The 12,577-nt window shown below is 52.0% G+C and carries 12 protein-coding genes; 7 read left to right on the top strand and 5 right to left on the bottom strand.

The window, feature by feature from the left end; translation table 11 throughout:
- Positions 1-5 precede the first annotated feature (5 nt).
- The gene (locus WN56_RS07125) at positions 6-1,178 is read right to left on the bottom strand and encodes a lytic polysaccharide monooxygenase (protein WP_052708039.1); all 1,173 of its coding nucleotides are present in this window, start codon (positions 1,176-1,178) and stop codon (positions 6-8) included.
- A 52-nt stretch (positions 1,179-1,230) separates the two neighbouring features.
- Entirely contained in the window at positions 1,231-4,056 is a 2,826-nt protein-coding gene (locus tag WN56_RS07120) for a glycosyl hydrolase family 18 protein (protein WP_052708038.1), read from the bottom strand.
- A gap of 610 nt (positions 4,057-4,666) precedes the next feature.
- Between WN56_RS07120 and rpsF the strand changes: the two genes are divergently transcribed.
- The 4 genes from rpsF to rplI are packed head-to-tail and all read left to right on the top strand — an operon-like array spanning position 4,667 to position 6,114.
- The gene (gene rpsF, locus WN56_RS07115; RefSeq protein ID WP_046074370.1) at positions 4,667-5,077 is read left to right on the top strand and encodes a 30S ribosomal protein S6; all 411 of its coding nucleotides are present in this window, start codon (positions 4,667-4,669) and stop codon (positions 5,075-5,077) included.
- A gap of 8 nt (positions 5,078-5,085) precedes the next feature.
- A complete protein-coding gene (gene priB, locus WN56_RS07110; RefSeq protein WP_046074369.1) occupies positions 5,086-5,388 on the top strand; it encodes a primosomal replication protein N in 303 nt (100 codons plus the stop codon).
- A 16-nt stretch (positions 5,389-5,404) separates the two neighbouring features.
- Positions 5,405-5,632, top strand: coding sequence for a 30S ribosomal protein S18 (gene rpsR / locus WN56_RS07105; protein WP_021023493.1), 228 nt, complete (start codon positions 5,405-5,407; stop codon positions 5,630-5,632).
- Positions 5,633-5,664: 32 nt separating this feature from the next.
- Positions 5,665-6,114 (top strand): 50S ribosomal protein L9, encoded by a 450-nt coding sequence (gene rplI / locus WN56_RS07100; protein ID WP_046074368.1) that lies wholly within the window; start codon positions 5,665-5,667, stop codon positions 6,112-6,114.
- A 56-nt stretch (positions 6,115-6,170) separates the two neighbouring features.
- Here rplI and WN56_RS07095 read toward each other — a convergent pair whose 3' ends face one another.
- On the bottom strand, positions 6,171-6,917 hold the full coding sequence (locus tag WN56_RS07095) for a YdiY family protein (protein ID WP_046074367.1): 747 nt from the start codon (positions 6,915-6,917) through the stop codon (positions 6,171-6,173).
- A 177-nt stretch (positions 6,918-7,094) separates the two neighbouring features.
- Here WN56_RS07095 and WN56_RS07090 point away from each other — a divergent pair, with 177 nt between their 5' ends.
- A complete protein-coding gene (locus WN56_RS07090) occupies positions 7,095-8,486 on the top strand; it encodes a replicative DNA helicase (protein ID WP_046074366.1) in 1,392 nt (463 codons plus the stop codon).
- On the top strand, positions 8,476-9,606 hold the full coding sequence (gene alr, locus WN56_RS07085; RefSeq protein ID WP_046074365.1) for an alanine racemase: 1,131 nt from the start codon (positions 8,476-8,478) through the stop codon (positions 9,604-9,606). Before WN56_RS07090 ends, alr begins: the two co-directional genes overlap by 11 nt.
- A gap of 39 nt (positions 9,607-9,645) precedes the next feature.
- Here alr and WN56_RS07080 read toward each other — a convergent pair whose 3' ends face one another.
- The gene (locus WN56_RS07080; RefSeq protein WP_046074364.1) at positions 9,646-10,080 is read right to left on the bottom strand and encodes a secondary thiamine-phosphate synthase enzyme YjbQ; all 435 of its coding nucleotides are present in this window, start codon (positions 10,078-10,080) and stop codon (positions 9,646-9,648) included.
- A 229-nt stretch (positions 10,081-10,309) separates the two neighbouring features.
- Here WN56_RS07080 and pgi point away from each other — a divergent pair, with 229 nt between their 5' ends.
- Positions 10,310-11,965, top strand: a complete 1,656-nt coding sequence (pgi, locus tag WN56_RS07075) for a glucose-6-phosphate isomerase (RefSeq protein WP_046074363.1) — start codon at positions 10,310-10,312, stop codon at positions 11,963-11,965.
- Positions 11,966-12,108: 143 nt separating this feature from the next.
- On the opposite strand, the gene WN56_RS07070 is transcribed toward pgi, so the two are convergent.
- Entirely contained in the window at positions 12,109-12,573 is a 465-nt protein-coding gene (locus WN56_RS07070; protein WP_046074362.1) for a chemotaxis protein CheX, read from the bottom strand.
- Positions 12,574-12,577: the final 4 nt, after the last annotated feature.

Here is a 12,577-nt window from a genome sequence, read left to right as displayed (position 1 = left end):
GCTCCTTATTGTGTCACGCGTTGCCAAACAAGGGCAGCGCCGGGTTGCTCGTTTCGTGTCCACCATTTTGCTTGGTAGATGTTGTCGCCGAAGCGCACGCGATCCTTGGCCACATAGACCTCAGAAGCGCTCCACGCGGGCAGGTTGCTGGTGGGTTCGTCGGTAGCCGGGATCACCGACAGGTTGAAGCTATAGCTATCGTGATGGCTAAAGACTTGGTTTTGCACCACGTCATCGGCATTAAACTGGATCTCACCGTTGCGCATCACCCCGATACGTAAGGGCTCGTTAGCCTGTTGTTCGATAAGGCTGGCCAGCGCGTGTGGCCAATTCGCCACATTTTGGTCCGTCAATGTGAGTGTGACATCTACCACTTCTTGGCCTTGGCGGTTGTGCAAGCGGGCACGTACGCGATCGCCCAAAGCTGCCATTTGTGGATGTGGGACAAAGTAGCCCAGCTCGTGCCATTGGGCTGGCGCTGTCTGACTGGGGGTGATAGTGATGTCGGCACAGTTGTAGAAGCCTTCACCGGCCGGATCAATGCGTTGCCAACGGCTATAGAGAATGGCGTCACCTTGACGATCGGCGGGCAGGGTCACGGTCATCTCGTAATAACGGTTTCCGTCATCGCCGATCACAATGGGCAGATCGCCAAAGGTGTCGATCTTCTCGAGATCATCCCACGTCAGCGCATCGGTCGCGCCGTTGTAGTCTGGCTTGGTGAGATAAATTTCCCAATAGCTTGGGTTGTGAGGTGTGGTGGCGCGAAAACGTACGTCAATTTGGCCATTGCCATCTGGGGTGACTTCGGTCCGTTGCCAATCCGGTGAGGGCAAACTGATCCCGGCTTTATTGGGATCGCCGGCACCACATAAGTTGCCATCGGTAACGGCCGCTTTCACCGCATCCATATTGCGGTAATCCGCCACCAATTGCGCTGATTCGTGGTGTTGCACAAACGGGTAGTGCCCCGACTCTAAGAACGCAGCGCGACAGGCAGCATTGGGAATACGTGACCCATCTGAAGGCCACCAGTAGCCCCCTTGCTCATGGCAAATCGCTTGGCGCGCTTTGGGGCTGTCTAAATAGCCATGTGCCATCACCTGTGAACTGCTTGCGACCAACGCAAGGGCCACGGCGGTACGGCAGGAAAACTGTGTGAACGAAGACTTGAACATAACGACTCCTTAACGGGGGCACGCAGCCCCCGCATTCAAGACCAGAAATGGATTAGAGGCTGCAGACTTGGCGCCAAGCTTGACCACCGGGTGCCGCTTGGGTCCACCACTTGGCTTCCCATACCGCCTCTTGGTAGATAAGTTGGTCGCCACCGCTGGCATGGTTGCCCCCGTTAGGCCAGTTGGGATAGGTACTCAGGCTGGCAACATCGACGCCGGGACACTGAGACTCTCCGCCACTTTGGCTGGTGCTACCGGGTAGCGCAGGCGGAAGGTTTGGATACTCCTGCTTCACCGCATAGCGCTGGCCATCTTTTTCGATGGTGATATTGGTCGGGTTGGTGATCGGCATGTAGTACATCACCTGAGCATCCAAGGTTTCACCGGGCTTAAAGCTTTGCTCAATGCCGCCCCATTCGTTAATCAGGGTGATGGCAAAGCGATGATGCGTAGCATCAAACCCGCCGATGTTGTTGCCACTGGCGTTGCTGCTATCACGGACCACTTCCATGCGTAGCTTTTTCTGAGCGTTCCAGTCAGATTTAAAAATGGCCGAGGTGGAAACTGGCACATCAAAGCTGATGGTGGCGCCCGATAAGTCCAGATCGGAGTGGTTGGTAAAGCGGAACGTGGGGCGAATAGGATAGTTGTCATCGCCCACTGGGAAGTTCAGCGCGTCAAAGGTGACATCCACTTGCTCGCTTGGCACTTGGAAGTTGGCATCGCCACGTTGCAGTGAGTAGTCGCTGCCAGTTTGCTTAAAGGTTTGGTACGCCAGCGAAGTCAGGGTATCGCCCATAAAGTAGGCTTGACGCTGATCATCATAGCGATAATCCCCCGCAAGCTCCCAGAACATCACCCCGCCTAGACCTTTATTGATCACGTAGTCGACTTTTTCGGCCATCGAGGTTTCGTCTTCCATCGACAGGAATACGCCTTTTTCCTCGTTCCAAACCCATGGCGCTTTGGCGATGTCATCGTAATAAGCTTGATAGCTACCGGTGAGGCGATCGCTAGGATCTTGTTCAGGGTCGAGCCCGTACTTCGCGGCATAGGCCGGTAGTTTGCCGTCGAGCAGGTTTTTCACATGCCACAAAGGATTAGAGCCAGCAGGCACTTCGTTGCCGAGCTCGTCCACATCATGCCAAAGGTTATCTATCCCGACTGCACCGTTGCCGCATTTGTTTTTCTCACCGACACCGGTGCCGGCTGGGCACTCGCTTTGGTTTGGCAGTGGTGCGCGTCCCCAAAGGCCTTTATCGCCGCCTTGTACGTCTTTAAAGCCGCGGGTGTAATACGGGATACCGATATTGATACGGCCGGGTGACATACCGCCCATAAAATAGGTTGCTGCCCAGTCGGTATTTAAATAACCAATCCCCTCAAATTCAGGCGTTTGGTAGACATTCCACTGTTTAAGCTCTGAGTCTTCGCCGGTGTCATACAGTGGCGCTTGATGGCCAACATGATCATTCCATGCCCCATGTAGGTCATAGCTCATGATGTTGACGTAATCTAAGTATTGGGTGGTTTGGAAAGTTTCCATCCCGCGCAATAAGTAACCCGATGACGGTGCGGCGATGGTCAGCATATAGTGCTTGCCATCTTGTGCACTGGCTTTATCGAGCGCTTCACGTAGCGATTTCATCAGCACTTGGTAGGATTTATTCAAGTGCGCCCGACGTGGGTTAGAGTATTCGAAATCGTCCGGATGCCCCGAGTCTTTCATTGACGATGGGTATTCATAATCAATGTCTAGACCATCAAAGCCATACTGGCGCAAGAAGGCGACGGCACTGTCGGTGAAAGCCTTAATGCCTGCTTGGTTGACGCTGCCATCGGCATTGGTGGTCATGGTGTAGAAACCGCCACTGTCGATACGCTCGCCGTTTTCACCGAAGTAGCCCCCAGTTTCGGCCCAGCCACCCACGGAGATCAGCGTTTTCACGTCGGGGTGCTGCTTTTTATACTTGTTGAGCAAGTTAAAGTGGCCTTTGTACGGCAGGGTTGGATCCATCTCTGCGCCGGCCACGCCCGGCCAGGTCATTTGGGTTGCTGGATTATCGGGGGCATTGGGATCGCCGATAGACAATTGGTTGTCCGCATTGACGTGAGCAAAGGCGTAGTTAATGTGGGTGATCTTGTCCCAAGGAATATCGCTGACTAAATAAGCGGGCTGGCCGTTGGCACCGTTTCGCCAGCTGGTGAAATAGCCGATAACACGGCGAGGGTGATCAGCGCCCATGTATTCAAGGCCGTTCTCGTCATACACCGAGCAATACGGCACGTCGACATCGGGGGTGGTGTATAAACCAGCCGGACGACAGGCATACTCATCGCCGCCGGTTTGGTCATCACCCACCACCTGTTGCAATGTTAGGGTATCGGTGGCGCCTTTGTCGTCGGTCACGGTGAGAGTAAAGGTAAAACGACCCGTTTGTTCGGCTTGCCAGTCAATGGTGGTCGCTTCTGCACCTTCATATAAGACAGTGTCGCCTTGTGAGAGCACGAATGAGGTCACTGTGCCATCCGTATCGGCCCCGGCAAGGGTGAAGGTGAGTGTGTCGCCAACCTCAACGGGTCCAGACGGTGACACGGTTAAGGTTGCGGTAGGGGCTTGGTTAACGCTGCCCGCGCACTGGCCGAGGATTTTCCATGCTTTCCACTCGCCAGACTGAGTGGCAGGATCGGCTTGCGTCCACCACCTTGCCTCATAGGCGGTATTGTCCGCCTTAACTTGATCCCCTTTGGTGTAGGTATTGCCATTCTGCCAACCGGGCAGGGGCTGGCAATCAACCGCAGCATGCACGCTGGGGCTAGTTAACGCGAGTCCCGCCAAACCTAGCGCGACGGCACGTGATGGCGTCATCAGTTTCATATTTTGCTCCCAAAATTTTTGAAGCGAATTTCATCAATGCAGTCAGTGATTGATGCGTCCTTCCCTACGCTTTTTGCACTAAAAAACCGACTTCCAAGTCAAGTCTAGGCAACAAAGTGGTTATATTGGGCAATGAATGCCAAGAAATGGAGGCGAAGGTGTAATAATTTGAGCGCGGGTTCAGAAATTAATTATCGATAAAAAAGAAGTGCATCAATAGCGTGATGTCGGTTGAAAATTAAACAAACTTGACAGTTTGCAGGCTTGATTTCTTGATTTTTTTGCGATTTGTCATGCTTTTTCGGTCTATGTCACGGAGAATGTTATCAGTAGGTTGTTGTTTTGAGCGAATTAAGTGGTGCGCACATTCTATGTTGTAAAGGGGGAGGATAAGGCGCGTGTTCCGATAAGTAACGCAGCGAGGGCCTTTTGACGTTGTGGTGACACGGTGACAGAAAGATAAGCGGATAAAGAGAAAATCTGTTTGCTTATGGCGCTGCAATTCTGTACTATCTCGCGCCTGATTCTCGGTCTTTTACTTTTCGTTCCTTGCTTCCGCTGGACGACCGAGCCAATTGTGGAAGCTGATTAATCCGTAAGGAGCAACTCAATGCGTCATTACGAAATCGTATTCATGGTGCACCCTGATCAAAGCGAGCAAGTTGCTGGCATGATCGAGCGTTACACTGCGTCTATCAAAGATGCAGGCGGTCAAATCCACCGTCTAGAAGACTGGGGCCGTCGTCAACTGGCTTACCCAATCAACAAGCTGCACAAAGCACACTATGTTCTGATGAACGTAGAAGCTGAGCAGGCTGTGATTGACGAGCTGGAAAGCATGTTCCGCTTCAACGACGCGGTGATCCGTAACATGATCATGCGTACCAAAGACGCTATCACTGAGCCATCTGTCATGATGAAGGCTAAAGAAGAGCGTACCGCTAAGCGTGAAGAGCGCCCAGAAGCGAAACCAGAAGCAAAAGCTGAAGCGCAAGCTGAAGGCGAAAACGCAGCTGAGTAATTGCTGTGATGACCAATCGGTTGGAGCTTGCTGGTGTTATCAGTAAAGGTCCGGTCCGTCGCCAAAGTCCTGCAGGAATTCCGCACTGTCACTTTGTGTTAGAGCACCGTTCCACGCAGGTTGAAGCTGACCTACCTCGACAAGTGTTTTGTCGCTTATCTGTGGTAGCCAGTGGGCAAGTGTCAACACAACAAACGCAAAATTTAGTTTTAGGCAGCCATATCAAGGTAAGCGGGTTTCTCGCCTACCAAACCAGCCGACAAGGCGAGGGTAAATGGGTATTGCATGCCGACAACATCATAGACATTTAGATCAGGAGATAAGCCCATGGCACGTTTCTTCCGTCGTCGTAAATTCTGCCGTTTCACTGCAGAAGGCGTTACAGAGATCGACTACAAAGATGTAGCGACTCTAAAAAATTACATTACCGAATCAGGTAAAATCGTACCTAGCCGTATCACTGGTACTCGTGCTAAGTATCAGCGTCAACTGGCTCGTGCTATCAAGCGCGCTCGTTACCTGGCCCTGCTGCCGTACACTGACAAGCATCAGTAATCGGAACTGTCCAAGTTAGAGAGGATTGAAGAATGCAAGTTATTCTACTTGATAAAATCGGTAACCTGGGTGGCCTAGGTGATCAGGTAACTGTTAAATCTGGTTATGCGCGTAACTTCCTTATCCCTCAGGGTAAAGCAGTTATGGCAACCAAAGCCAACATCGAACACTTTGAAGCACGTCGTGCTGAGCTAGAAGCGAAAGTTGCTGAGCAACTGGCAGCCGCTCAAGCGCGTGCAGAAAAAGTTGAAGCACTAGAAGCGGTTGAAATCGCTTCTAAAGCGGGTGATGAAGGTAAACTATTTGGTTCTATCGGTACCCGTGACATCGCTGATGCTGTGACTGCAGCAGGCGTTGAAATTGCGAAAAACGAAGTGCGTCTACCAGAGGGCGCATTGCGTCACACTGGTGAGTACGAAATCAGCGTACAGCTGCACTATGACGTGTTCGCAACCGTAAAAGTAAACGTTGTTGCTGCTTAATCGCGCATCAAAACGTTGATAAAAAGCCAGCCCTCGGGCTGGTTTTTTTTCGTCTTTTATAGCCACTGATAACGAAGACCGACGGTTAGCACGCTGTCGTGGTGCTTCAATCCTGGTGGCACATCCGTCATATAATTTTGTTTGCTGGTTATTTTTATCGAAAGCTTCTCAGTAATGGTGGAAGCCAGAGTGACGGCGCCTTCCACGCTGGTATTACTGGCACCTGATATCACTATGCTTCTCCCCTCTAAGCTGACACTGTCGACCAGTTGCCACTCTCCTTTAGCCTGTGCACGAATCACCGGCTCGCGAACCGAGTAAGGCATGATGAGATCGTCATCGTCGATTTCATCAAGATTAGGACGCTGGTAGCGATACCCTGGCCCCACTTCCGTGCTCAGTGAGAGTGTGTCACTTTGCCACCATTGATGACCAAGCCCTGTGGCTAGCATAAAGTCATCGTAATAGGGACCGTAGCGGTCAGCGACATAGGTAGCGTTCAGTAAGACATAGCTGCGCGCGCTAATACCACGGTTTACCTGGGCTTCTAATTCTGTTTTGCGTTTATCTTCCTCGCCATCTTTTTCCACTTGTAGCACGCTCGCGCTGGCTTGATAACGTGTTTGTTCGCCATCATATTGGCCATTCACTTCCCCGTTGACTGTTTGTGAATCGGCATTGCCGCTTAATTGTTGCAGTCCTAACGACAAATCACTTTGCCAAGGGGATGACGTGGTCTCCGTGGCGTGGCTAAAAGGGATATATAATGTGGACATCACAAGGAAGAGGGATGGCACTTTCATCGTGAATCACCTGTTGACAATATCGCGCCTTATCCTAGGTGTCCTGGCCTCCTAGGCGGTCAAATTTAAGTTAAAATCTCGGGGACTTATTCAGCGTTTGGAAAAAAATGCTGCATGGGGCAGCGTCCTGCGAGGACAGCGGGTATAATGACCCCCAGTAGCAATAGGTGAGTTTTTATGGCAGACAATCGTAAACCCGCAAAAGATCAGCAAGTCGCTAACCTCAAAGTGCCCCCACACTCTATCGAAGCCGAGCAGTCTGTGTTGGGTGGCTTGATGTTGGATAACGAGCGCTGGGATGCGGTTGCGGAAAAAGTGGTTGGCCATGACTTTTACAGCCGCCCGCATCGATTGATTTATGAGTCTACCAAGTCGTTGCTCGATGAAGGCAAGCCGCTGGATTTAATCACCCTGTCTGAGCATTTAGAAAAAGGCGGACATTTGGATGATGTGGGTGGGTTTGCCTATCTCGCAGAGTTGGCGAAAAACACCCCAAGTGCGGCGAATATCGTCGCTTATGCGGATATTGTCCGTGAACGGGCTATGGTGCGTAATTTGATTGGAGTGGCGAATGAAATTGCGGACGCCGGTTATGATACCCAAGGTCGCACATCAGAAGATCTGCTCGATATGGCAGAGAGTAAGGTGTTTGCCATTGCTGAGTCGCGCACCAGCGAGACAGAAGGGCCGCAACATATCGACTCGGTGCTCAGTAAAACCCTTGAACGCATCGAAGAGCTTTTCAAAACCCCACAAGATGGCGTCACGGGCGTATCGACCGGCTTTACTGATCTGAACAAGAAAACGGCAGGTTTGCAGCCTTCTGATCTGGTGATCGTGGCGGCTCGTCCTTCAATGGGTAAAACCACCTTTGCGATGAACCTGTGTGAAAACGCGGCGATGGATCAAGAAAAGCCGGTACTCATTTTCTCGCTCGAGATGCCAGCGGAACAGCTGATGATGCGTATGTTGGCTTCGCTATCACGGGTTGACCAAACCAAGATCCGTACCGGCCAGCTTGATGATGAAGACTGGGCGCGTATCTCGTCATCGATGGGGATCTTAATGCAGAAAAAGAACATGTACATCGATGACAGCTCCGGCCTGACGCCGACGGATGTGCGTTCACGCGCGCGCCGTGTTGCCCGTGAGCATGGTGGGGTGAGCATGATCATGGTCGACTATCTGCAGCTAATGCGTGTTCCTGGCTTGCAAGAGAATCGAACCCTTGAGATTGCCGAGATCTCCCGCTCCCTCAAAGCGCTCGCGAAAGAGCTGAATGTGCCTGTGGTGGCGCTATCACAGCTTAACCGTTCGTTGGAGCAACGGGCCGACAAACGCCCGGTTAACTCGGATTTGCGTGAATCGGGTGCCATTGAGCAGGATGCTGACTTGATCATGTTTATTTACCGCGACGAAGTCTATAACCCGGAAAGTGCGATGAAAGGGATTGCAGAAATCCTGATTGGTAAACAGCGTAACGGCCCGATTGGCTCAGTACGACTGACTTTCCAAGGGCAGTATTCGCGATTTGATAATTATGCAGGGCCGGCGTTTGATGACGAGTAATCCTTTTATCATGACGAATGCGGCCAAAGCCGTTATCGATCCGGAGGCGATGATACACAACATCCAGGTGATGCGTCGCCAAGCGCCCAATAGCAAAGTGATGACAGTGGTTAAATCGGATGGTTACGGCCATGGTTTGGTCTCAGTGGCCTCCACACTTGCGCCTTATAGCGATGCTTTTGGGGTGGCACGGATTGAAGAAGCACTGACGTTACGACAGGCCGGTATACGCTTGCCTATTGTTTTGTTGGAAGGTTTTTATGAAGCCGACGAGCTGCCGCTATTGGTTGAACACCAACTGACCGCCACGGTGCACTGTGATGAGCAAGTCACCATGCTGACTAACGCGGCACTGAGTGAGCCTTTACCCGTGTGGTTAAAGGTCGACTCAGGGATGCATCGCTTAGGCTTCGAGCCGGACCAAGTACCAGACGCGCTCTCTGCCTTGACAGCGTGTGACAATGTGGCGCCTGACATCGGCTTTCTCAGTCATTTTGGTTGTGCCGATGAAATGGATAACCCCATTACGCAAGCGCAAGTAGACACCTTCACACAGGTGACAGAAGGACTGCCGGGTGAACGCTCACTGGCGGCGTCGTCGGGAACCTTGTTTTGGCCGCAAAGTCACTTTGATTGGGTACGACCCGGCATTTGCCTATATGGCATTTCGTCGCGGATTGAACTGACGGGTGAACAGCTGGGCTTGAAACCAGCTATGCGCTTAACCTCAAGGGTGATGGCCGTTCGCAAGCTAAAAGCCGGTGAGCCGGTAGGGTATGGCGCGCGCTGGCGTAGCGAGCGCGATACGCTGATTGGTGTGATAGCCATCGGTTATGGTGATGGCTACCCACGACTGGCGCCCGATGGCACCCCTGTTTGGTTGAATGGCCGCGAAGTGCCACTTGCTGGGCGGGTATCGATGGATATGATCACGGTCGATTTAGGGCCAGATGCCACTGACAAAGTGGGGGATGAGGCGGTGTTATGGGGGCCCGAGCTTCCCGTCGAGCGCATTGCCCGCTTGGTCGATACCATCGGCTATGAGCTCGTGTGCCAAGTGACCGGCCGAGTGCCGCGCCAATACCTGACCACCACCTCTGAGCGGCGGGCGGCGGGTTAGGCCCCGCCCCCTTATCGAAACGCATGCTGGCCAGCGAGACTAGACGTTGGCTTGTGGTGCGCCTTGCAGGGTCACTACCAAGGTACGCATGCCGCCCTCATCGCGATGCTCGCCCAGATAAATCCCTTGCCACGTGCCTAAATTCAGCCGACCTTGGCTGATGGGCACCGTGACGCTTGCGCCTAACAATGACGCTTTGATATGCGCTGGCATGTCATCGTCCCCTTCGTAGGTGTGGCGATAATAAGGCGCTCGCTCAGGCACTGAGTGATTAAAGTGCGCCTCCATATCTTGGCGCACGGTCGGGTCGGCGTTTTCATTGAGGGTTAAGCTCGCCGAGGTGTGCTTGATAAACACTTGCACCATACCCACATCCATGTCGCCCAACATGGGGAGCGCGTGCACGATCTCGTCGGTGATCAGGTGAAACCCGCGCGGCCGAGCACGCAGACGAATCTCAGTTTGATACCACATAAGCAATCCTTGTTGTGATCTTTATCGTATGCTGTTGGCTCACAGGCGATCCAACTATTCTATGATTGATCGCAACCTACTCACAGCGATTAGATGTGAGAATCGAGCCATGATTATGTAATATTACACCAATGACCGCTGCGTACAGCGTGGTGGTGCTGACGTTATACAGGATCCTTGCCTGCTGTGATACCCACAGCAGCACTCACAACGCGATTTGGATGACATGATGCTAAAGACAACGAATCCCACTCAGACCGTGGCGTGGCAATCACTGACCGCCCATTTTGAAGAAGCGCAGGACTACACACTGGCTGATCTGTTTGCTGATAACCCAGAGCGATTTGCCCACTTCTCAACGCAATTCGAAGACAGCATTCTGTTGGATTATTCCAAAAACTTGATCAGCGAAGAAACGCTGACCAAGTTATTGGCACTCGCCGACGAAACCGGGGTCGCTGAAGCGATTGAGTCAATGTTTAGCGGTGAGAAAATCAACCGTACAGAAGATCGCGCGGTTCTCCACACAGCACTACGTAATCGTAGCAACACGCCTGTGATGGTTGACGGCGAAGATGTGATGCCTAAGGTTAATGCGGTACTGACGCAGATGCAGTCTTTTTCCGAGCGCGTGATCAGTGGCGAATGGAAAGGTTATACCGGTAAAGCGATCACCGATGTGGTGAATATTGGTATCGGCGGATCAGACTTGGGTCCTTACATGGTCACTGAAGCGTTGGCGCCGTATAAGAATCACCTTAACCTGCACTTTGTCTCTAATGTCGACGGCACCCATATGGCTGAGACGTTAAAAGATCTTAACCCGGAAACCACCTTGTTCTTGGTGGCGTCAAAAACCTTTACCACCCAAGAAACCATGACCAACGCACACACGGCGCGAGACTGGTTTATGAATGCAGCAGGGGATGAGACCCAGGTGGCGAAGCATTTTGCCGCGCTATCAACCAATGCCGATGCCGTGGCGAATTTTGGTATTGATACCGCCAACATGTTCGAGTTCTGGGATTGGGTTGGCGGCCGCTACTCACTATGGTCGGCGATTGGTCTGTCTATCTGCTTGGGTGTAGGTTACGACAACTTTGTCGCGCTGCTTGATGGTGCGCACCAAATGGACAATCACTTCAAAACCGCGCCGATGGCACAGAACATGCCGGTTTTATTGGCACTGATTGGTCTTTGGTACAACAACTTTCACGGGGCGGAATCAGAAGCTATTTTACCGTATGACCAATACATGCACCGTTTTGCGGCTTACTTCCAGCAAGGCAATATGGAATCAAACGGTAAGTATGTCGACCGCAATGGTCGCCCGGTTGACTACCAAACAGGACCTATCATCTGGGGCGAGCCAGGCACGAATGGTCAGCACGCTTTCTACCAGCTGATTCACCAAGGCACCAAGTTGATCCCATGTGACTTCATTGCTCCTGTGCACAGTCATAATGCGATTGGCGACCATCACGCCAAATTGATGGCGAACTTCTTCGCCCAGACGGAAGCGCTAGCCTTTGGTAAGAGCCGTGAGCAAGTCGAAGCTGAGTTGACGCAAGCGGGCAAATCAGCCGAAGACGTGGCTGCGATTGCGCCATTTAAAGTGTTTGAAGGCAACCGTCCAACCAACTCGATTTTGGTGGAGAAAATTACCCCTTATACACTTGGCGCGCTGATTGCCATGTATGAGCACAAGATTTTCACCCAAGGGGTGATTTGGAATATCTTCAGCTTTGATCAGTGGGGCGTTGAGCTCGGTAAACAGCTGGCGAGTAACATTCTGCCTGAGCTCGGTGATGCGCAGCAGGTCGAAAGCCACGATAGCTCAACTAATGGCCTGATCAACGCGTTTAAACAGTGGCGCCAAGCCTAAGCTGAGCGGAACCGTGATTGAGAAAGTCAAACGCCGCGATGGTTATCGCGGCGTTTTTATATTTTTGGGGGCCAATCATTGGAGGCCACCTAGTGAGCTATCGCCTTTGGCACAACGCGTGACCGTCTGCGACGTATGTCCGTTTAGTGATCGAAGCAGATCTCAATAAAGGCAGTGCCGTGCGGGGATTTAAATGGCATGATGATCACAGGCCCATCGCTTTTGTGGTTGATGGTATGGCCTTTGCCGGATACGACCACAGGGGTCGCCATCTCAAATTCGAAGCCCTTTTCTGACAAAATACGCTTCGCACCACCTGTCACCATATTAGTGATCTCACCGACCATATCCGTCACTTCTTCATCAATCGACTCGGACCGCTCTCCAAGCATACGCTGCATGATTTCAAGCGCCATATCTTCATCAAAGGTGACGGAAAAGGAGCCCTTAGTCTGTGGGCCGACCATGCCAATTAACCCAGAAACGTCCCCTTTGGCGATCTCTGACTTTTTCAAGTGAGGCTTCTCTGGCTGGATTTCCAGCTGTGCCATCGTCTGTAGCACATTGATCAGTGAAGTAAGAAACGGGTTGACGAATTGTGCTTCCATAAAG

It is taken from the genome of Salinivibrio sp. KP-1, from assembly GCF_000968645.1.
Taxonomy (GTDB): Bacteria; Pseudomonadota; Gammaproteobacteria; order Enterobacterales; family Vibrionaceae; genus Salinivibrio; species Salinivibrio siamensis.
This window is presented reverse-complemented; position numbering and strand designations above follow the sequence as displayed.

Bases quoted from the DNA above. Each gene is read 5' to 3' on its own strand.
- WN56_RS07125 (WP_052708039.1), bottom strand. From the start codon at position 1,178: ATGTTCAAGTCTTCGTTCACACAGTTTTCCTGCCGTACCGCCGTGGCC.
- WN56_RS07120 (WP_052708038.1), bottom strand. From the start codon at position 4,056: ATGAAACTGATGACGCCATCACGTGCCGTCGCGCTAGGTTTGGCGGGA.
- rpsF (WP_046074370.1), top strand. From the start codon at position 4,667: ATGCGTCATTACGAAATCGTATTCATGGTGCACCCTGATCAAAGCGAG.
- priB (WP_046074369.1), top strand. From the start codon at position 5,086: ATGACCAATCGGTTGGAGCTTGCTGGTGTTATCAGTAAAGGTCCGGTC.
- rpsR (WP_021023493.1), top strand. From the start codon at position 5,405: ATGGCACGTTTCTTCCGTCGTCGTAAATTCTGCCGTTTCACTGCAGAA.
- rplI (WP_046074368.1), top strand. From the start codon at position 5,665: ATGCAAGTTATTCTACTTGATAAAATCGGTAACCTGGGTGGCCTAGGT.
- WN56_RS07095 (WP_046074367.1), bottom strand. From the start codon at position 6,917: ATGAAAGTGCCATCCCTCTTCCTTGTGATGTCCACATTATATATCCCT.
- WN56_RS07090 (WP_046074366.1), top strand. From the start codon at position 7,095: ATGGCAGACAATCGTAAACCCGCAAAAGATCAGCAAGTCGCTAACCTC.
- alr (WP_046074365.1), top strand. From the start codon at position 8,476: ATGACGAGTAATCCTTTTATCATGACGAATGCGGCCAAAGCCGTTATC.
- WN56_RS07080 (WP_046074364.1), bottom strand. From the start codon at position 10,080: ATGTGGTATCAAACTGAGATTCGTCTGCGTGCTCGGCCGCGCGGGTTT.
- pgi (WP_046074363.1), top strand. From the start codon at position 10,310: ATGCTAAAGACAACGAATCCCACTCAGACCGTGGCGTGGCAATCACTG.
- WN56_RS07070 (WP_046074362.1), bottom strand. From the start codon at position 12,573: ATGGAAGCACAATTCGTCAACCCGTTTCTTACTTCACTGATCAATGTG.